Source organism: Bacillus salipaludis (assembly GCF_004358205.1).
Genome location: NZ_SMYO01000005.1, coordinates 299531 through 320491, shown reverse-complemented (window position 1 = coordinate 320491; position 20961 = coordinate 299531). Strand labels below are relative to the sequence as shown.

At 39.0% G+C, this 20961-nt stretch carries 23 protein-coding genes; 4 read left to right on the top strand and 19 right to left on the bottom strand.

Annotated elements, in window-relative coordinates:
• Positions 1–14: 14 nt before the first annotated feature.
• A complete protein-coding gene (gene yqeH / locus E2K98_RS12175; RefSeq protein WP_133334489.1) occupies positions 15–1121 on the bottom strand; it encodes a ribosome biogenesis GTPase YqeH in 1107 nt (368 codons plus the stop codon).
• A gap of 3 nt (positions 1122–1124) precedes the next feature.
• Positions 1125–1640, bottom strand: coding sequence for a YqeG family HAD IIIA-type phosphatase (locus E2K98_RS12170; RefSeq protein ID WP_133334488.1), 516 nt, complete (start codon positions 1638–1640; stop codon positions 1125–1127).
• Between the two features lie 380 nt (positions 1641–2020).
• On the opposite strand from E2K98_RS12170, the gene E2K98_RS12165 reads away from it, so the two are divergent.
• Positions 2021–2161, top strand: a complete 141-nt coding sequence (locus E2K98_RS12165) for a sporulation histidine kinase inhibitor Sda (protein ID WP_133334487.1) — start codon at positions 2021–2023, stop codon at positions 2159–2161.
• Positions 2162–2239: 78 nt separating this feature from the next.
• On the opposite strand, the gene E2K98_RS12160 is transcribed toward E2K98_RS12165, so the two are convergent.
• Positions 2240–3022 carry a phosphatidylserine decarboxylase gene (locus E2K98_RS12160; RefSeq protein WP_133334486.1) on the bottom strand — a complete coding sequence of 261 codons (783 nt, stop codon included), beginning with the start codon at positions 3020–3022 and terminating at the stop codon, positions 2240–2242.
• Between the two features lie 129 nt (positions 3023–3151).
• Between E2K98_RS12160 and pssA the strand changes: the two genes are divergently transcribed.
• Positions 3152–3691 carry a CDP-diacylglycerol--serine O-phosphatidyltransferase gene (gene pssA / locus E2K98_RS12155; protein WP_026572376.1) on the top strand — a complete coding sequence of 180 codons (540 nt, stop codon included), beginning with the start codon at positions 3152–3154 and terminating at the stop codon, positions 3689–3691.
• A 53-nt stretch (positions 3692–3744) separates the two neighbouring features.
• Here pssA and E2K98_RS12150 read toward each other — a convergent pair whose 3' ends face one another.
• The gene (locus E2K98_RS12150; protein ID WP_133334485.1) at positions 3745–5544 is read right to left on the bottom strand and encodes a M3 family oligoendopeptidase; all 1800 of its coding nucleotides are present in this window, start codon (positions 5542–5544) and stop codon (positions 3745–3747) included.
• A 185-nt stretch (positions 5545–5729) separates the two neighbouring features.
• On the opposite strand from E2K98_RS12150, the gene E2K98_RS12145 reads away from it, so the two are divergent.
• On the top strand, positions 5730–6701 hold the full coding sequence (locus E2K98_RS12145; RefSeq protein ID WP_133334484.1) for a F510_1955 family glycosylhydrolase: 972 nt from the start codon (positions 5730–5732) through the stop codon (positions 6699–6701).
• A gap of 18 nt (positions 6702–6719) precedes the next feature.
• Here the strand turns inward: E2K98_RS12145 and sigK are convergent, their stop codons facing one another.
• The 3 genes from sigK to E2K98_RS12130 form a co-directional block, all read right to left on the bottom strand.
• Entirely contained in the window at positions 6720–7436 is a 717-nt protein-coding gene (gene sigK / locus E2K98_RS12140) for an RNA polymerase sporulation sigma factor SigK (RefSeq protein WP_133334483.1), read from the bottom strand.
• Between the two features lie 758 nt (positions 7437–8194).
• A complete protein-coding gene (locus E2K98_RS12135) occupies positions 8195–8335 on the bottom strand; it encodes a YrzI family small protein (RefSeq protein ID WP_133334482.1) in 141 nt (46 codons plus the stop codon).
• 42 nt (positions 8336–8377) lie between these two features.
• Complete coding sequence (locus E2K98_RS12130; RefSeq protein WP_081810617.1) at positions 8378–8518, bottom strand: YrzI family small protein; 141 nt, start codon at positions 8516–8518, stop codon at positions 8378–8380.
• Between the two features lie 1028 nt (positions 8519–9546).
• On the opposite strand from E2K98_RS12130, the gene E2K98_RS30915 reads away from it, so the two are divergent.
• Entirely contained in the window at positions 9547–9714 is a 168-nt protein-coding gene (locus tag E2K98_RS30915; protein ID WP_165976249.1) for a hypothetical protein, read from the top strand.
• A 388-nt stretch (positions 9715–10102) separates the two neighbouring features.
• On the opposite strand, the gene E2K98_RS12125 is transcribed toward E2K98_RS30915, so the two are convergent.
• The 12 genes from E2K98_RS12125 to E2K98_RS12070 all read right to left on the bottom strand — a co-directional run bounded on the left by E2K98_RS12125 (position 10103) and on the right by E2K98_RS12070 (position 20857).
• Positions 10103–10360: a YrhC family protein gene (locus tag E2K98_RS12125; protein ID WP_133334481.1), complete on the bottom strand. Its 258-nt coding sequence runs from the start codon at positions 10358–10360 to the stop codon at positions 10103–10105.
• Positions 10361–10487: 127 nt separating this feature from the next.
• A complete protein-coding gene (locus tag E2K98_RS12120; protein WP_133334480.1) occupies positions 10488–11621 on the bottom strand; it encodes a bifunctional cystathionine gamma-lyase/homocysteine desulfhydrase in 1134 nt (377 codons plus the stop codon).
• Position 11622: 1 nt separating this feature from the next.
• Positions 11623–12546, bottom strand: coding sequence for a cysteine synthase A (gene cysK / locus E2K98_RS12115; RefSeq protein ID WP_133334479.1), 924 nt, complete (start codon positions 12544–12546; stop codon positions 11623–11625).
• A gap of 20 nt (positions 12547–12566) precedes the next feature.
• Positions 12567–13262: a 5'-methylthioadenosine/S-adenosylhomocysteine nucleosidase gene (gene mtnN / locus E2K98_RS12110; protein ID WP_133334478.1), complete on the bottom strand. Its 696-nt coding sequence runs from the start codon at positions 13260–13262 to the stop codon at positions 12567–12569.
• A 51-nt stretch (positions 13263–13313) separates the two neighbouring features.
• Complete coding sequence (locus tag E2K98_RS12105) at positions 13314–13952, bottom strand: class I SAM-dependent DNA methyltransferase (protein WP_133334477.1); 639 nt, start codon at positions 13950–13952, stop codon at positions 13314–13316.
• A 199-nt stretch (positions 13953–14151) separates the two neighbouring features.
• Positions 14152–14799, bottom strand: coding sequence for a YrrS family protein (locus E2K98_RS12100; protein WP_133334476.1), 648 nt, complete (start codon positions 14797–14799; stop codon positions 14152–14154).
• A gap of 90 nt (positions 14800–14889) precedes the next feature.
• Positions 14890–16650: a peptidoglycan D,D-transpeptidase FtsI family protein gene (locus E2K98_RS12095; RefSeq protein ID WP_133334475.1), complete on the bottom strand. Its 1761-nt coding sequence runs from the start codon at positions 16648–16650 to the stop codon at positions 14890–14892.
• A 63-nt stretch (positions 16651–16713) separates the two neighbouring features.
• The gene (greA, locus tag E2K98_RS12090; RefSeq protein ID WP_133334474.1) at positions 16714–17190 is read right to left on the bottom strand and encodes a transcription elongation factor GreA; all 477 of its coding nucleotides are present in this window, start codon (positions 17188–17190) and stop codon (positions 16714–16716) included.
• A gap of 167 nt (positions 17191–17357) precedes the next feature.
• Positions 17358–17990, bottom strand: a complete 633-nt coding sequence (gene udk / locus E2K98_RS12085) for a uridine kinase (protein ID WP_133334473.1) — start codon at positions 17988–17990, stop codon at positions 17358–17360.
• A gap of 1 nt (position 17991) precedes the next feature.
• Complete coding sequence (locus E2K98_RS12080; protein WP_133334472.1) at positions 17992–19263, bottom strand: peptidase U32 family protein; 1272 nt, start codon at positions 19261–19263, stop codon at positions 17992–17994.
• Positions 19264–19280: 17 nt separating this feature from the next.
• Complete coding sequence (locus E2K98_RS12075; protein WP_133334471.1) at positions 19281–20210, bottom strand: peptidase U32 family protein; 930 nt, start codon at positions 20208–20210, stop codon at positions 19281–19283.
• Positions 20207–20857, bottom strand: coding sequence for an O-methyltransferase (locus tag E2K98_RS12070; RefSeq protein WP_133334470.1), 651 nt, complete (start codon positions 20855–20857; stop codon positions 20207–20209). Before E2K98_RS12070 ends, E2K98_RS12075 begins: the two co-directional genes overlap by 4 nt.
• Positions 20858–20961 lie beyond the last annotated feature (104 nt).

Below are 20961 nucleotides of genomic sequence, written 5' to 3'. Positions count from 1 at the left end.
TCCCCATTCTCTCTTTATATTAATGATTTCCTTAATAAGGTTTGTACGCCTTTTGGTACGTATGCAACAACGGTTGCACCGGGTTCGTTAACGGTTACCCAGCCGAGTCCGGAAAAAACAACATCTGTTTTTCCTTCTTTAATCACATATTCTTGTTTGACAAGCTCCGGAAACGTATCCAGCTGCTCCTGTCGTGGAGGGGTCAGCATTTCGCCAACATGATTTTGATAAAGATCTTCCGCGTTTTCTGTCTTAGTGCGGTGAATATTTAATTCATTTGAAACGTAACATACAAAAGATTTTCGACCCCCGCTGACATAATCAAATCTAGCCAGTCCGCCAAAAAATAAAGTTTGTCCCTCATTTAATTGGAACACCTTTGGCTTGATTTCTTTTTTCGGTGTAATCACTTTTAAATCACGTTTATCAACAAAATGGGCCATTTGATGGTGATTAATAATTCCAGGTGTGTCAGTTAAGGAATTCCCATCATCAAGCGGGATTTGAATAATATCCAAGGTAGTACCAGGAAAATGTGATGTGGTGATAACATCCTCTTCCCCGGTTACTTCTTTAATAATTCGATTAATAAAAGTCGATTTTCCTACATTGGTACAACCGACCACATATACATCTTTTCCGTCACGCATTTCATCGATAACGGCTGCTGCCTCTTTAATATACTGCCCTTTGGCCGCACTAACGAGAAGAATTTCCTCCGGTCTTAAGCCTAGTTCTCTTGATTCCTGTTTCATCCAGTTGATTAATTTATGATGCTTTACCGACTTCGGTAATAAATCCACCTTATTTCCAACAAGAAGTACCTTATTATTACCAACAAACCTGTGTAAACCAGGCAGCCAGCTGCCATTAAAATCAAAGATATCGACCAGCATAACAATCAGGGCATCTGTGCTGCCAAGTCCATTTAATATTTTTAAAAAGTCATCATCGGTTAAGCTGACATCTTGAACTTCATTATAATGCTTTAACCGAAAACATCTTTGACAAATTAAGATTTCTTTATCTAATGCAGCTTTCGGTGCGTAACCCAATTCACTTGGGTCATCCGTCTGAACCTTAACACCGCAGCCCAGGCAAATATTTTGCTGTTCACTCACACATTAATCCTCCCATTGAATTAAGCCTCTTTTACGAAACCAATTCATAATTCTTCGTTCGGCAAAACGGTTGAATTTAGTAAAAAACCCATCGGTTTGCGCAACAGGAACGACAAGGATGGTATATAATCCGCTCCGATTCCCGCCTAGTACATCTGTTAATAGCTGATCCCCAATTACCACTGTTTCTTCTTTTTTAATGCCCATTTGGGAAATCGCCTTCTGGAAAGCAGGTCCCATCGGCTTACGTGCTCGAAAGATAAACGGAATTCTCAGTGGGTCAGAAAATGCCTTCACACGATCTTCATTATTATTTGAAACAATCGTGACAAGAATATTATGTTTTTTCATTTCATCAAACCAAGAAATTAATTGAGGGGTTGCATTGGGACGGTCCCACTCGACAAGGGTATTATCTAAATCGGTAATAATTCCCTTAATCCCTCGTTTTTTTAATTCATTTGGATTTATGTCTAGAATGCTCTTCACATGTTCATCCGGTAAAAATTGCTTTAACACGAAGCTTACACCTCATTAAATAGGACTTTAAGAATTGTCTAGCTTAAGCACCAAATCAAGCTGCTCTGCTTTTCCTTGTATCATCATAACCAATTTTACCCTTTGTTTCAAAGTATATTATTTATTTAAAAATATTTTTCGACAAAATCCTCCTTTTTAGGCTTTTGTGGATAACATTATTAACATTATACCCATTGAAATATCCAGATTTTGAAAATTTATAAACAAATTAATCACAAGTTATCCACCCATTTATGTGGATAACTGGAACGGTTGTTCTAATTTAATATATTTGGTAGATTTAGGTTACAGCAAATGAATCTACATTATATGTTTGTTTTTATCTTTATAGAACCATTAAATTGGAGGTGAATTCTGCCATGCGTAAACTTTCAGATGAATTATTGATTGAATCCTATTATAAAGCTAGAGAATTAAATTTAAGTACTGATTTTATTCGCCTCATTGAAACGGAAATTCACCGGCGTTCTCTATTTAATAAAATTAAAATTTCTTCCTAACCATTTTTGAATACGCCCGATTACGGGCTTTTTTCTTTGCATTTGAAAACGGCACATTTAAGTGCCGTGATCGCAGGTTCATTTACCAATTTTTCCAATTTTCTCTCCAACCTTAATTTCTTTTGGCGGATGGATAGAGGAGTCCATTTCGAACATCCCTTTTTCAAATAGTAAGACCACGGTAGAACCAAAACTAAAATAAGCCATTTCTTCGCCTTTTTTTAATTGACTTCCATTGTGGGTGGTTTCAATCGAATTAACAAACATTGCCCCCACTTTTACAACAGCCGCATGTCCAAATTGAGTTTCAAGCTCCGTGATCACCCGGAAGTTTTTTGCAAGGGTTCTTACACCATATTTCAGGCCCCATTTGTTCACCGGATAGGATTTCCTTCCTAAAGTCCATTGTTTTGTAATGGTGCCATCAACGGGACTATGAATGCGATGATAATGACTTGGACTCAAATAAAGAATAATGTACTTCCCATTTAAATACTTTTCTAACACTGAACGATCTCCCAGCATCTCTTCTATTGAATAGATTTTACCCTTAACCACAATTTCGCTGGTTTCTTTAATGGGTCCAATATCTTCAATTACGGCATCTACCGGGCTTACAACTGCATTTGAACTTAGATCCACCGGTCTCGCATCTTTCCGCAGCTTTCGAATAAAAAGATCATGAAGTGTAGGAAAATCTTGAAAAGAATTTTCGATATCCTCCTGATTTAATCGATAAACCCTTGCAAAGGACGGGACAGCAATACGGCTGATTCGAGAACGGGCAAACCGTTTTAACAGGAACGATGTCCACCTTCCATTTGTTAATTCGATTAGTAGCCGATAAAAAGGCTGTAGCATTGAATTCCCCCCAAATAGTGTAAAAATACTCTTTACGATTAGTCATAAAACCCTTAATATTAAATATTATAGAGTAAATACTTAGAAAAATTGATTCTCTCCCGTTTAATTAAAAAGGAGTGAGCGGAAATGTTTTTATCGGACGTTGTTGATCAAACAATAAAAAAACTTAAAAGCCAAACAGCGAATGTTATCACCTTAACAAACCTATCATTAGGCGGTTTTGCAATTGTTTTAGGAATTCACGGAAACCTAAGATTAAGCCTGTTATTAATCTTTATTGCAGCATTAGCCGATCGATTTGACGGAATGATTGCCAGAAAATTCAACATTGAATCAGAGCTAGGTAAACAATTGGATTCCATGAGTGATATTATATCATTCGGAGTCGCACCGGCACTATTATTGTATCAAGGAATCTTAAACGATTTTGGCGGTCCCGGATCGTTTTTTACTGTATTTTACATCGGATGTGGTGCTTTTAGATTAGCACGTTTTAACATTACCGAAAGCAATGGGTATTTTACAGGATTACCCATTACAGCAGCAGGCTGTTTAGTCACCCTAAGCTTTCTTGCAATTCCCTATCTGCCGCCTCAAACCTTCTTATTCATCATTATTATTTTATCATTTCTTATGGTCAGTTCCTTTAAACTTAAAAAAGTATAATTTAATCGAAAAAGCCCGGCGATCCTTTTTGCCGGGCTTTTCGCTTATTGTTCTTACTTATCCTTCGTTAATTCAAGGAATTCGAAAATATCATCCAAGCAAGGTTTTACGGCCTGTTCCCAGAAATCCTTTTGTGTCAAATCTACCTGCAGATGCTTCTCTGCCAGATCCTCTACGGTCATGGAAGCCGTATCCCTCAACAAAGCAATATACTTTTCTTCATATCCTTTTCCTTCCGCAAGAGCCTTTGCATAAATCCCCAATGAGAATAAATAACCAAAAGTATACGGGAAGTTATAAAACGGCACCCCTGTAATAAAGAAATGAAGCTTTGAGGCCCAAAATAATGGATGGTATTCATCTAAGGCATCACAATACGCTTCTTTTTGCGCTGAGAGCATCAGTTCATTTAACCTTGTTGACGACACAGGACCTTGTTTTCTTTCTTCATAAAAGCTTGTTTCGAACAAGAACCTCGCGTGAATATTCATTAATAGGGCAACCGTTCTTTGAATTTTATCATCCAGGAGAACAAGCTTTTCTTCTTCATTTTTTGCATTTTTTACGGCGGCATCAGCAACAATCATTTCAGCAAAGGTAGAGGCTGTTTCCGCAACATTCATTGCGTAATTTCGATTTAAATAGTGGACACCTTTCATTGCAAATGTGTGGAAGCCGTGCCCTAATTCATGCGCAAGAGTGGAGACATTGGATGGAGTCCCGGAATAGGTCATGAAAATTCGTGATTGATTACTTTCCGGAAAAAAGGTACAAAAACCACCTGGTGCTTTTCCAGGACGATCCTCGCCTTCAATCCACTGTTCTTCAAAAGCCTTTCGGGCAAATGCCGCCATTTTTTCGCCAAAATGTGAAAACTGCTGTTGGATAAATTCTGCACCTTCCTGATAGGAAACTTTAGATTCCGTCTTGCCATATGGGGCATCTAAATCAAACCAGCTTAATTTTTCTAATCCCAGCAGTTTTGCTTTTCGGTTTAAATATTGGACAAGCAATTCCTTACTTTCTGTTATGACGGCCCACATCGTTTCAAGTGTTGCTTTTTCCATGCGGCTGATGGTAAGCGGTTCCTTTAGCACATCTTCCCAGCCTCTTTTTTCGTAAACACTTAAACGAAAGCCTGCGAGGTGATTCAATGTTTTAGCTAAAAGATCTGCCTGCTCTCCCCAGGCTTGCTCCCAATTTTTAAATACTTCGGCGCGAATCTCTCGATTAGGGCTTGAAAATTTATTAAATGCCTGACCGACTGACAGCCGCTTTTCTTCGCTATTTTCTGTAAATGGAATTTTAATTTTCCCTACTACTAAGTCATATAACTGTCCCCATCCATGGTAGCCATCTACCCCAAGGGCATTGATTAATGCCTCTTCTTCCTTCGATAATTTATCCTTCGCCCGTTCCCGGCGTTCATTTAACACAAAAGAAAGGTCAATCAATGATTCATCCTTTAGCATTTGTCCCCAAATGGAATCGCCAATTGAAGTTAGTAGGTTGTCAAAGCCTGCAAGAGCTGTCTGAAAAACAGCACTTAAACTCGTTACTTTCGAATCAAGTTGGTTTGCCTTTTGATCCTCCGTGTTTTGTGCCTGCAGGCAGCCAACAAACGCCCCGGCTTGACGCAGCTTTTTGGCAACGCTCTCAAAATCTACTAATAACTCATGTAAATAGATCGTATCCTCCAGATTATTTTTTGGTGTCCACTGATTAACCTTTGTGTGAAACAGCTGAATTAAATGTTCTGCTTTTTGTAAGTGAGTAGTAAATTCAGGAGAATCACTCCCACCTTTAAAAATCACATCTAGATCCCAAACATCTGAATATGTAACGGCTGTCAATGTTTTTCCCTCCTTTATATATGTACAAATTTATTATATGTTTATATTTCAAAGAATTCTATTTTTAGGAAAAGTAATTAGAAATTTGACAACTTTGCAGAGACTGGGGTATAAGTGGAAGGAAAAGGATTCAGTAAGAGATCCGTGAAGGATTATGATTTTTGGTTCGTTCAGGAGGAGAAGAAGTGAAGATTCAAAAGATTACTTTTACTATTTTATTAGGATTAATGATGGTTGCCGCCGGCTGCTCAAATAAAGGTCAAAGCCAGAAACCACAAGAAGAAACAAAAAATTCTAAAACTAACATTTCCTATAAGATTATCGAGGCAAAGACTTTAAAAGTGGATCATATCCATGGGATTGGTTATCCCGGCAATGACAATAAGCTTTATATTGCCGCGCATGATGGCTTGAAAATGTATAAGGATTCAAAATGGTTTGAAACAACCGCCAATCTCCATGACTATATGGGATTTCAAGCAACCGAAAAGGGATTTCTGGCAAGCGGTCATCCGCAAAAAGGAACGGATTTAAAGAATCCGCTTGGATTAGTTCAAAGCATAGATAAAGGCAAAACAATCGATCAATTGGCTTTTTACGGTCAAAAGGATTTTCATTTCATGGCCGCAAGCTTTTCAGGAAATGGCATTTATGTCATTAATGAAGAACAAAGCGACAAACTAGCACCCGGTGTCAATTATTCAAAGGATAACGGGATGAGCTGGAAGAAGAGTGAATTCAAAGATTTTACCGCTGATTCGCTCGGTATGATTGCCGTTCACCCTATTAATGGTGATTTAATGGCCATGTCAACGAGGTCAGGTATTTATTACTCAGAAGACAATGGAAATACAATGAAGTTGATTACAAATCCTGTTATGGTAACAGCCTTAACATTTATGGATAATGACCTTTTATATTCAAGTGTTGAAGATGGAAACATCTTATTAAAAACCATTAACCCTAAAAATGAAAGCCAAAAAAATTGGAAAATCCCTTTCTTGGATTATGACAATCCGATTACGTATTTAGCAGTTAATCCGAAAAACAAGAAGGAAATTGCTTTCACAACCTATAAGAATGATGTATATGAAACAACCGATGGCGGTAAGAATTGGAAGGTTCTCTTAAAGAATGGAAAAATGGAGCAGGATTAATCCCGCTCCATTTTTTCATTAGCGATTTTTCTTTCGATCTTTCTCCGCTCGATAAAATTCATGGAACATTTTCATAAGGGCTCGCTTTTCAATCCTCGATACATAACTTCTTGAAATCCCAAGTTCTTTTGCAATTTCCCGTTGGGTTTTTTCTTTTTGCAAATCCAGTCCAAAGCGGCCAATAATGACTTCTTTTTCCCGATCATCAAGGACATCAATGTATTTTCTGATTTTTTCAAGTTCCATATTTAATTGAATGGTGTCGATAACATCCTCTGATTCTGATTTGAGTACATCAATGAGAGAAATTTCGTTTCCTTCTTTGTCCTGCCCAATCGGGTCGTGAAGGGAAACATCTTTTTTTGTTTTCTTCAGGGCCCTTAAGTGCATGAGAATTTCATTTTCAATACATCTTGCGGCATAAGTGGCAAGCTTTGTTCCTTTTCCTTCAGAATAGCTCTCGATTGCTTTAATCAGTCCAATGGTTCCGATTGAAATTAAATCCTCTGAATCCTCACCAGTATTTTCAAACTTTTTGACGATATGGGCGACAAGACGAAGATTATGTTCAATCAGCATATTGCGTGCATGTGGATCCCCTTCTGCCATTAAACGAAGATATTTTCTTTCCTCAGCAGCAGACAAGGGCTGTGGAAAGGCATTATTTTTTACATAGGAAACAAGAAAAAGAAATTCCTTTACTAAATAACCGAGAGCCGTAAAAATTCCAGACATGCATCTCCACCCCCGAGCCATATTAGACTAGTGCCTATAACTAATTCCTATGTAGAAAACAGGGAGATTGTGTCTGTCCATTATTTTTTATTTCTTATAAGAAAAGCGGAAGCGCCTTGTCCAGCCCCGATATAGTAAGACTAGTCGGTTGGCGAGCGTAGCGAAGCCAAAGACTTAGTCGCACTTAATGCGTACAGAAAGCGTTAGCTTTCTGCAGCCAAGTGCTGGAGGACCTGACGGTGAAGTCGTTCTTTGACTTCATTGGCAGGGCCGAAGCAATCTCGAGGGCTAGGCGCTGGAGCTGGACAAATTCTCGAAGTCGAATAAAATAAGCACCAACCATTGGAACGGTTGGTGCTTGAGTTTAATCATTATGCTGCTACCTCTGCGGCGATATAACAGGCAATCGCTCCTGTAATGACAAGAGAAAGTGCAACCATAAACAACATATTCCCCACCCCTTTAAGAATGATTCTGCTATGTCTAATTAGAATTTATCATATTTTCACAGTATCTATCTTCAAGGGTTGTGAACATTTTGTTAACGATCAAAGTATATGATAAACAGATTCATGATGACTTCTTTTTCTTACCCCTTAGGAAAAGTGATAATAAAACAACATGCAACGGCATTACCATAACCTCCTATTTAACGTTCGTTAGGTGGTATCTTTCATAACCCACAAACTAGCTTTTCTTCCTTGAATGAAATAAATCATATATAAAACCACCTTTCTTTGTTAGCGAATTTTTGGAACTTACATCCAATGATGCATTGAAATTTGCCGATCTCTATTTTCCTCGTAAAGCTTCTCTACCATTTCTTGATGCATTGCTTCCTCAGCACTGATCCGGCGTTTCTTAATCGTAATCGAAAGGAATAAAATATTCAGGGTCATTAGATTTCACCTCCTAAAACAGATTTATTTTTCAAGCAGCAATTAGAATATGTGATACATGGAGCTTTGACGATCTTTTGTTTGCTCATATAGCTTTTCAACCATTTCCTGCTGAACAGCTTCTTCAAGGCTCATTTTTCGTTTTTTGATCGTAATTGAAAAGAATAAAATATTCAGGGTCATATTGGTTCACCTCCTTTAAAGAAATTTATACAACCTCTACACATTATGCAGTACATATCCAAAGGGACTATAAAAAGGGCACAAAAAGGCCGCAAGAAGCAACTCCTCCTGCGGCTTTTTAGCATTAGCTAATTTTAGGCACAAAAATACCGCAAGGCGTCATTCTCCCTGCGGCATGGATATGTATTGTAAAATACGTTAAGCAATCCATTCCAGTCTGGTCGAATGCACATTATTTAGTTTATTAAATTTCGCTGCTGATGGAATTAATAACATCATCATTTGATTCGACCTCCTTTTAGAATTTTTTACTAACTACGGTAATTATATCCACATCAAATTACTTTGTAAACCTTTTTTTAGCAATTTTTTCAAAATAGGCAAAAAAATAAGCGTCCCTTTTCGAAGGCGCGAACAACTTTCATAGCCTTTTATTTCATTCACTTACTTTAACAATTCACTGCGTTAATTTATATAAAAAGCATAATATATAGGCTGTTCAACTGGTCTGTTGATTTAAAAATTCTACAACTCTCAATAAATTAATAAAAATAAGTGTTAAATTTATTTTTTAAGCCAAAAGAGCCTAGCTAAAGGGAATTTGAATTTGTTTTTATTGATGTATAAGTTCCGGACAACCACCTTTTCGCCTGATTGACAAATATATAGTTTTTTCTCCGTAATGGATAAAATTTTCATTCCCAACGAGGATAATGATGCCCATTTGTTCCCCATATTTTTTTTAAAAGGCTATTTTCGTAAACTTTGTTGCTCTCTTACTAAATTTACTCGCAAAAATACTATTGTACAAATTTGATGATTCCAAGACGATGAGTCCGAATGAAGCCTTGATTTAGACATGGTTGTGGATTTCTAAGCCGGTCGTGTCCGAATGGAGCCCTGCTTCAGACAGGATTGTTGATTTCGAAGATGATTGAGTCCGAATCGAGCCCTGATTCAGACAGGGATGTTAATTTCGAAGATGATCGTGTCCAAATGGAACCCTAATTCAGACAAGGATGCTGATTTTGAAGACGGCCAAGTCCGAATGGGGCTCTGATTCAGACAGGGGATGCTATTTTCAAAGACGGTCAAGTCCGGATGGAGCCCTAATTCAGACAGGGATGTTGATTTCAAAGCCGATTGAGTTGAATGGAGTCATAATCCACAGGGATGTTGATTTCAAAGATGATTGAGTCCGAATCAACAGGCCCCTTATCTGAAAAATAAGTTATTAGCCCTAACACGACATATATGGGAGGAGTACTAGGAAAAAGCTCCCTGTTGATTGGAGCGGAAGGTGCGAAGACTCCTCGAAAATGCTAACGCATTTTCTTCGTGCGTGGGCGGATTCAAGGAAGCAATTCAGTGTCCTGCGGGAGTACGGGGCAGGGGAGACCCCACGGGCGCCAAAGCGCCGAGGAGGCTCCCCGGCACGCCCGCGGAAAGCGAAGCACCTGGAGCGGAAATCAACAGGCCCATTAGCATGGACAACCTTTTAATAAAGATCATTTAACAAAATTAAAAATTGCCGAGAAAAATTACCTTTCTCGACAATCTGAACGTCACTTTTTGGAACGCTAATTAATTTGAGTTATGTTCATGGTCATCTTCTATTTCCATTAATTTCAATTTGTAAATTTTCGACTGAGCAAAAAATAAAATGGAAACAGCTAAAAAACTTGCTGATACAAGCATCATAATATTTAAATCCGTTGGATCCTTTGACCCGGATGGAATGATTACGCCTAAGTAAAAAAAGACACCGACAGCTAATAAGACAGTTGCAAACCGTTTAAAGTCCACCATCTTCTCAAAAAGATATTTTGTTTGTATTTTCAATGCTGTTCACCTGCTTTTCTTAAAATCTACTAACCTACTTTAACATAGAAACCAAATGGAAAGCGGATGTAAATTTTAGAAAAAGTGAACTGAAAAACCCGGCTGCATCTGAGCCGGGTCAAGAGATTTATTTTAACGCTTGTTTCAAATCATCGATTAAATCTTCAACATCCTCGAGTCCAACGGAAATACGGACCAAACCATCTACAATTCCTAATTCCGCACGACGCTCGGCAGGGATTGATGCATGGGTCATTCTAGCCGGTACAGAAATTAAACTTTCTACAGCGCCGAGACTTTCAGCTAACGTAAAGTATTTTACCCTGCTTAATAATTTGTCGGCATTTTCCGCACTGCCAACATCAAATGAAACCATACCGCCAAAACCGCGGGCTTGTTTTTTCGCAATAGCATGATTTGGATGGGTTTCAAGCCCAGGATAATAGACCTTTTTCACATTAGGGTGTGATTGCAAAAATTCAACAATTTCCTTTGTATTTGCTTCCGTTTCTTCCATGCGAATTCCTAATGTTTTTATCCCTCTAATCAGAAGCCATGAGTCCTGAGGCCCTAAAATTCCGCCAGTGGAATTTTGAACAAAATGAAGGTCTTCGGCAAGCTGGTCGTCGTTCACAACAACTAGACCTGCAACGACATCACTATGCCCACCAATATATTTAGTCGCACTATGAAGGACAATATCTACTCCAAACTCAAGAGGGTTTTGCCAATATGGTGTTGAGAAGGTATTATCAACAATCGTTAACAGATTATGTTCTTTTGCCATCATAGCCGCTGCTTCAATATCGGTTACCTTTAAAAGCGGATTGGTTGGTGTTTCTAAGTAAATGGCTTTTGTGTTTGGTCTAATTTCCTTTTTAATATTTTCTAAATTACTTGTATCAACAAAAGTGGAATCGATCCCGACTCTGTTTAAGACCTTGGTCATCACACGGAAGGTACCGCCATATACATCATCTGTTAGAATGACATGATCACCGCTGTTAAACAGCATGAAAACGGCAGTAATCGCCGCCATACCAGAGCCAAAGGCAAAACCTGCCTTACCACCCTCAATATCTTTAATCAGCTCTTCAAGTGCGTGTCTGGTTGGATTCCCGGTTCGAGAATACTCAAAGCCTTTATGGCCTCCTACCCCCTCTTGTTTATACGTACTTACTTGATAAATTGGAAATGATACCGCACCTGTTGCCGGGTCTTCACTAATGCCGCCATGTATTAATTTTGTTTTCCTTTTCACCCTAAAGTCCCCCTTCAAAAATCTTTTTACTCAAGTATCGTTCACTGCCATCAGGGAAGATGACAACAATATTTGTCCCTGGTTTTGCTATTTCTGCCTCTTTTAAGGCAGCATAAAATGCCGCACCTGTAGAGCTTCCGACAAGTAAGCCCTCTTTTGCCGCTAATTCCTTTACAAGGGCAAATGCATCGTCATCGGAAACCGTATAAATCGAATCAAAATAGGCTGGGTCCATATATCCTGGAAGAAACTCCATTCCAATTCCTTCCGTTTTATGCGGACCGGATTCTCCTCCGTTTAAGATGGACCCCTCCGGTTCTACGATAACTGTTTTTACTTCTTTTTTCTGGTCCTTTAAATACCGGGCCGTTCCCATAAAAGTTCCGCCGGTTCCTGCTCCAGCTATAAAAACATCCACCTGGCCATCCAGTTGCTCCCAAATTTCCGGGCCGAGTGTTTTATAATACGTCTCAGGGTTTGCCGGATTACCAAATTGCTGTGGGCAATAAGAATTTGGAATTTCCTTAAGAAGTTCCTCCGCTCTTGCAATAGCGCCCTTCATTCCTTTTTCCGTTGGAGTGTGAACAATTTTTGCGCCAAGCGCCTTCACTAACTCCTGTTTTTCAATACTGAATTTTTCCGGTACACATAAAATGATCTGGATGCCTTTATTGATGGCTGCAAGTGCCAGGCCAATCCCCGTATTCCCTGCGGTTGGTTCGATGACGGTACTGCCTTCACGTATTTTTCCACTCTTAATGGCATCGTTTAGTAATTCAACACCGAGCCGGTCCTTTACACTGCCACCCGGATTCATGAACTCCAGCTTTGCAAATAAACGAACACCCGTAGGTAATGGAAACTGCGTAATTTCTACAATAGGTGTATGACCAATTAATTCATGAACATTATTGTAAACATTCATTTTCCCACCACTTTCAAAGTCTATCTTAATGCTGCTACCATCTTCATTACTAAAGTAGCTGAATGCCGTGCTGCCTGATCAATAAACTGGTCAAAGGAAACTTCTGATTCTTTACCTGCAATATCTGAAAGGGAACGAATGATGACAAATGGAACACCGAATTGATGGGATACTTGTGCAATTGCAGCAGCTTCCATTTCAACAGCCTGCAGGTCATTAAATTTAGAACGGACAAAATCAACCCGTGCAGGATCTTCCATGAAGGAATCTCCTGTGGCGATTAAGCCTTTTACAATTTGGAAATTTTCTAGCTCTTTTGCAGCTTCTTCTGCAATGGAAATTAATTTTTCATCTGCGGTAAATGCAGCAGGGAGCTGGGGAACCTGCCCATATTCATAGCCAAAAGCCGTTACATCTACATCGTGATGACGAACCTCAGTTGATATCACCGCATCCCCTACGTTAAGTGATGGGTTAAAGCCTCCTGCAGATCCCGTATTAATAATATAGTCAGGCTTATATTTTTCAAGGAGAATAGTCGTTGACATGGCAGCATTTACTTTTCCAATTCCGGAACGAAGCAAAATCACTTCTACCCCATGCATTTGGCCAAATGTAAATTCACAGCCTGCCACTGTTTCTTGACTTCTTCCCTCGATATGATCTCTTAGTAAAGTTACTTCTTCTTCCATAGCTCCAATGATTGCGATTTTCATTCCTTAACCTCTTTCCAGTCCAGCTACTGCACCTAGGCGCTTTTGCTTTTCTTAGCGTTTTATTCCTTCCATTAACCAGACAAACTCGTTGCACTTTTTAAATGAAACACTAAATCCGTTATTTTCCAATATATCTTTTAAAACGGGAATTGTTGTATAGTATTCAGTTTCCAAATCGTTTGCCAGATTATGAAAGCCTTCGCTTTTTGCTTTTTCTATTGCATGATAGTAATCTTCCTCGGATTCATACATCGTATCCGCGAACACTATTTTACCACCTTTTGAAAGCAGCTTGCTATATTTTTCAACTGCAAAGGCTTTTTCATCATCTGTCAGGTGATGGAAGGCATAGGTGCTTACAAATGTGTCGATGTTTTTGATCTCTGGAAACTCTAGAAAATCGCCATCAAGAACCACGACTTGGTTATTTAGTTTTTGGAGAGCAATTTCCCTCATGGACGAGGAAGGCTCAATCCCTGTTACGATTAAACCACGTGCTAGTAGCTTTTTAGTCAGATTTCCAGTTCCAACCCCAAACTCTACCACATGACCAGAAGACTGGAAAGCTGTTAACTCTAAAATTTCCTCATATCCGGAAAATACTTCTTTATATTCTTGATCACGGCCAATGACTGTATCATCATATGAATCTGCCCATTGTTCAAATAGATCTAAAAATTCTCTGCCCATTATTTCCACACTCCTGATGCAAACATATAATTCCTATAAGCATACTATGGATTAGACGAATACTATGTTACCATAATACATTTTTTTACTCAATATATATGGTTAAACCTGGTTTTTGATTTCCGTTCCAATTACTTTGTTTAAAAGCCAACATGGAATAGCACAAGCCTAAAAAAGGATGAAGCCGCTAGGCCCATCCTTAGTTTTTATCTACTTTTGTCGGCTTCCAGCCTTGACCGTCAACCCATTCAATATAGACTGTATAATTTTGTTTTTTATCTTTTGATGATACCGTACCAATCGAAGCATTCTGTTTGCTTCGGTCCCTGCCAAGATGCCATACAATCATATTATTTTGGTCTAAGCCCGTTGCATAGGATATAGCATTAAGCATCTCCTGCCAATCTGCCGAGCTGGTGTCATATACTGGGGTATGTTCACCTGTTTGCGTAGTCCCTACTGGTTTCCAATCTTTGTTTTCAGTAGTTTTTTCGTCATTGGCGGTACTTTCTTTGTCTGTAGCTTCTTCCTGGGAATCATTTGTACTGCCTTCTTGATCCTCTACTGATGTACCGTCTGTTGCAGTATCAGAGGAAGCATTTTCATCTGCTACAGATGCATTGGTTTCCTCAGCTGAATCAGTTTGATTCTTATTTTGTGTTGTTTGTTTTTCAGTTGTATGTTGAACATCATTTTTCGGTGACGCGCTGCTATCACCTGACGCAAAGATTCTGTAAGCAACGAAAACTATTAAGACGATTACAACGACAATCAAACCATTTAATATTAAATTTGTCTTTTTACGTTTTGCTCTGTATCCCGAACGAGAATCAAAATCGTTATTCAAGTTACTCTCCTCCTAAAAATAAGGCTGTCAACATTCTACCATGATTCTCCGTGAACTTGAAGAGATATCACTCAAAACCAATCGAAAAGACTATTCACTCTCCTGATCATAGGCATAAAGCATTTTGACCATGTCAGCAAATAATAAATTAACCCCGCCCTCATTGTCATACACATCTAAATTTACAGCTACCAGCGCATATTTAGGGCTCTCATAAGGAAAATACCCTGCAAACCATTTATTATGAAGCTGCTTTCCGTCCTGAAACTTACCCGTTTCAGCAGTACCTGATTTCCCGGCAACCTCATAGCGCAGGTCCTGAAACCATTTTCCGGTACCATTTGGGTTTATTACAACTTCCCTTAACAATTTTTGCAATTTCATAGCGGTATAAGGGGAAATCGTATCACCTGGCAATTCCTGCAGAGGAAAATTCACCATTGTTGTCCCATTTTTATATTGAATCTTAGACACTGCCCTGACCATTTCATTTTTACCGCCTCTAGCAATAGTGGCCATCATGTTGGCAACAGCTAACGGGGTGGATCTTACCTCATGCTGGCCAATACCGGACATCGAAACATAATTAGGGTCCTTTCTAGCTGCATCAGACAGAAACACCCGGCCTTTCTCCTCTTCACCGAGCTGTTTAAAATCGTTCGTATGATAGACATCCCCCGTCCAGCCAACAGGGCCAATTAATGATAATTTAGCTGCGTATTGTTCTAATAGACTTGGATCGATTTTCTGTAATTCTTTTGCGAGTTCACCGAAAGTACGATTACAGCTTCTGGCAAAGCTTTCGGAAAAATTCAATTCTCCGTAATCATATTTCACCTCAGGCTCACCATTAATTTTCTTACTGCAATTAAATAACCTTGCCGGATTATCTAGATTTTGATCAATAGCAGCAGCAGCTACCACAGTTTTAAAAACGGACCCCATAATTTGCTGCTTCAACATTCGATTTGCGACTCCTGAACCATTGTATGGATCCTGTTTATTTACATGAGGACGGGATACCATTGCTAAAATACTGTTATCTTTAATATCTAAAAGCACTAAACCGCCCTTTTTAATTTTATATTTATCGACGATTTCTTCTGCCTTTTTCTGGATTTTTTTATCAATAGTGGTTTTTACATTAACAGGATAAAACGGGTTGGCAGGGTCAACATACTTTACATTTATCCCGAATAGCGGAGCACCATCACCATCAACATGATAAACAAGCTTTGATTTCCCTTCAGGAAGCAGAAATTCATCAAAGCTTTTCTCTAAGCCGGACACTCCGATTAAGGTTTCCCTTGGAAGATCCTTTTTTGGATAACGCTCCATCATTACCTTTAGATTCTCACCTGTAAGACCAATTAATTGCTCAGCGGGAACAGTTGCCCTTTCAAACTTTTTATCAATCGCAAAGACACCTGGAATTTCCAGTGCATTAATTCTTTCCACCTGTGAATGGGTTAATTCCAAGGGTTCTGGATTCCCATAGGCAAATGGTTTTTTAGCTGTTTCAACCGCATGCTGAAGAGATTCTTGAGGAATACCAGTAATGGACGAAACCTTCTCAACATCCCAATTCATTTTTTTTAAAAAAGGAAAAAGCACAAGAACTGATTCCTTTTTATAGGCCAGCATATTTCCATTCCGGTCTAGAAAATCCCCTCTGCCATTGTCAATCACTAATTCCTGAGTTCGCTGTTTAACGCTTTCCTCCAACAAATTAATATGATGCTTGGAGAAAGACTCTGTATCCATTAATTGAATCTGCATAAGCCGGAATAATAAAAACGTTAAAAAGAAAATACAGATGAAAAGCCATCCTTTTGCTCGTCTTCTCCACATAAAAAACACCTCGTCAAAAGTTTTGACGAGGTTTGGAAATTTCAAACAATTTATTCTGTTTTATTATTTAATGGTAATAATTCTAACGCTCATTTCGCCGCCTGGAGTTTGTACAGAGACTTCGTCTCCAACCTTTTTACCTATAAGGCTTCTCGCGATTGGTGAATCATTCGAGATTTTCCCTTCGAATGGATCTGCTTCGGCGCTGCCGACAATCGTATAGGTTTCTTCTTCACCATCAGGAAGTTCAATAAATGTTACCGATCTTCCTAGGGTTACGGAATCACTTGCCATTTCGCCTTCTTCGATGATCTTTGCATTTCGAATCATGTTTTCTAATGTGGTAATACGGCCTTCGACAAATGCTTGCTCTTCTTTCGCTGAATCATACTCAGAGTTCTCAGATAAGTCACCAAAACTTCTGGCAATTTTAATCCGCTCCACTACCTCTTTCCGCTTAACGGATTTTAGGTATTCAAGTTCCTGTTCAAGTTTTTCTTTACCAGCCTGTGTCATTGGAAATACTTTTTCTGCTGCCAAAACTTCTCACTCCTTCTAGTATCACAATCCCCCAAAAGATTGTGTTTGAGATATATGTAGGTTGTATGCATCTTTTGTAAATGCATAGGAGCGCGTCCTTTTATCAGGGCGCGCCGCAATAATATTTTTCCAAATTGGAATCAATTAGGCTATTATTTGTTATTGTTTCATAAAAATGACTTTTGTTCAAGAATTGTTTGAATTTTTGTGACCATTAAATCAATTGCTACATGATTGTGTCCGCCTTCAGGAATAATAACATCCGCATACCGTTTCGAAGGTTCGATAAATTGATTATGCATAGGCCGTACAACGTTCACATATTGATCAATGACTGAATCCAATGTCCGGCCCCGTTCTTTAATATCACGCTGCATTCGGCGGATAATTCTTAAATCGGCATCAGTATCCACGTAGAGTTTAATATCCATTAAATTCCGAAGACGTTCGTCCTCGAGAACCATGATTCCTTCTAAGATTATAACATCTTTTGGTTCAACAGGAATAATTTTATCTGAACGGGTATGAAGCGCGTAATCATATACTGGCTTTTCAATCGGTTCATAGCGCAAAAGCCTTTCAATATGGTCAATTAGCAAATCATTATCAAATGCAAGCGGATGATCATAATTCGTTTTCAGCCGTTCCTCAAAAGGGAGCTCGCTTTGATCCTTATAGTAATAATCCTGCTCAAGCATAAGGATGGAATGTCCTTTAAAGCTATCGTAAATAGCTTTTGTTACACTGGTTTTTCCGGAGCCGGAGCCGCCGGTTACACCAATAACAACCGGTTTGCGCATTTTAGTTCTCCTTTCGCATCATGTTGTTAGGGTAAACCGGTTTGTCCAATTTAAATTGTACAATTTGAAGCGGATGTCTTGCAGCATCCAACTCTTGACCCTTTTCATCCCATATTTTATCAATGACATGCGTAAAGTTTTGAACTTCCGGACCGAAGAATTCGACTTCATCTCCCGGTTTAAAATGATTACGCTGCTGAAGGGTAACCATTTGCGTCTCCTCGTTATAATCCAACACAAGGCCGACAAATTCAAACGTTGTCTTCTTGCTATGATTACCAAACATTTGCTCTTTATACCCTGGAACGCCTTCAAAAAATGCCGGTGCCGTTTCACGGTTTGCGCATTTATCAAGCTCTTCTAACCATTCACGCTTGATGACAAAATTCTCAGGATCTGCACAGTAGGCATCGATGACTTTACGATATACACTAACAACTGTGGCAATATAGTGAATCGATTTCATCCGTCCTTCAATTTTCAAGCTGTCGATTCCTATTTCAATCATTTGCGGTATGGCTTTGATCAAATTTAGGTCTTTCGGACTCATCGCAAATGGCGCATCATTCTCAGCAAATTGCGGAGCTTCCGTTTGTTCGCCTTCGAGTTGATATAAATCATAATCCCAGCGGCATGATTGACAGCAGCCGCCGCGGTTGGAATCCCGTGCTGTCATATGATTACTTAACGTACAACGTCCTGAATAGGCAATACACATGGCGCCATGGATAAAGGTTTCAATTTCGATATCCACTTTTTCTTTCATTTCTTTAATCTCTTCCGCACTTGTTTCGCGTGCTAATACCACCCGCTCCAAGCCTTCTTCCTTCCAAAATTGGACAGCTTTCCAGTTAGAAAGAGATTGTTGCGTACTAAGATGGATTTCAATACCCGGTGCCACTCTTTTACATGTTTCAATAATCAACGGGTCTGCTACGATAATTCCGGCTACACCAGCTTCTTTTAAGCCCATTAAATATTCTTCTAATCCATCAATATTTTCATTATGGGCATAAATATTAGTGGTTACGTAGATTTTTGCGTCATACTTTTTAGCAAATTCCACGCCCTCTTTCATTTCCTCAAATGTAAAGTTATCGGCATTCGAGCGGAGGCCGTATTCCTGGCCACCGATAAATACGGCGTCAGCCCCATATTGAACAGCGATTTTTAATTTTTCAAGATTTCCTGCAGGTGCAAGCAGCTCGGGTTTTTTAACAATCACGCGCTTACCATCAATAATCTCTGATATTTTATCTTTAACAATACTCATATTCAATTTCCCTCCTTTTAATAAACCGTTTCTTTGAAAAAGAACCCTGTATCTAAAGGACGATTAGGCGGTTGAATTTCTTCAATGGCCGCTAATAATTCTTCTTTTTTATCTTCATAAAGCTCTTCATCTTTAAAATATAAATCAATGGCTTCTCGATATGCCTTTGTCACTTCAAGGATATATTCAGAGCTTTTCAGAATTCCGTCAATTTTAAAAGAATCGACGCCAGCCTCTAACATATCCTGCAATTCATCAATGATACAAATATCATTTGGACTCATAATATGCGTACCGTTTTCATCCTCAAAAATCGGATATTTATTTTCACGTTCTTTGTCATGCAGGAACATATTCTTTTGCATTTTACGATTTTCGATTTCCATGACTTTTCCTTGGTACTCATAATAGTTACCAAGTAAGGAACGCTTCGATTGGAACATGCAGCTCATTCCATGAACAAGAACTTCAATTTCCACTTCCGCTTTTTCCTTGATTTCAACGATTGCATCCATATTTACTTCACGTGCGAGAACGGCCCGGTTTGCGCCCTTTCTCCCCCAATAATTACAGGTATACCAGTTTGTTCCGGTTGTCTCTGTGCTCCAATGTAACTTCATGTTTGGGGCAGTTTCCCGAGCAGCCAATAATACTGCAGGATCACCGAAAATAATTGCATCCGCATTAGCCTCCTCAGCAAAACGGATATAATCATTTAATTCCGCCACTTTTTCATTATGAAAAATGGCATTCATGGCTACATATACTTTTTTTCCTTTAGAATGGGCAAGTTCAATCGCTTTTTGAACCTGTTCACGGTTGAATTCACCGGCTAACCGCAAACCATATCGTTGTTCTCCAACTACAAATGCATCTGCACCGGCTTCTGCAAGTGGCAGAATATCCTCTACAGATAAAGGAGTCACTAAAATTTCTGGATTTTTCATTCTTTTTCACCTCTTCTTTTACTAATAGCCACACCATCACCAACAGGGAGTATGATCGTATCATAGTCAGGATGGGCCATAAGCCAGCGATTAAAATCATCTATTTTTCTTACAAGATTTCTTGTTCGTTTCGATTCGATTTCTGATTCACAAACAAGTCCTTTAAATAGGACATTATCCGTGATAATCATTCCACCTGAAGAAAGGAACTTTGAATAAATATCAAAAAACCTCTTATATTGGCCCTTTGCGGCATCAATGAAAATCGCATCAAATGGAGCATGGCCAGCCACAAGGCCTTCGACTTCCAGCGCATCCCCCTTAATAAGGGAAATTTGCTCACTCTTTCCGGAACGGTTGATAAAGGCCTCTGCTAATGCAAAGCGCTCCTCATCTCGTTCAATGGTGGCAATTTTGGCATCGGGTAAGGTATAAGCCATGCGCAGTGCCGAGTAGCCAATCGCAGTACCAACCTCGAGGATTTTTTTTGAATCCTGTATCCTGAGAAGTTGCAGCATCGCTTCGATTCCTGCCAGTTCCATGATCGGGACATGGTGATTCTTTGCAAATTCTTCCATTTCCTGCAGCAATGGAATTCGATCCAAAATTAAATTTTCTATATAAGAATGTAGCTTTTCGTAATGCAAGCTACTCACCTCAATCCTATAAAAGCATAATGCTCTCTTTAGACATGAAAAAATAGCGTTCACAGAAACGCTATGGGTTGCTTTATTAAAACACTTGAATTATT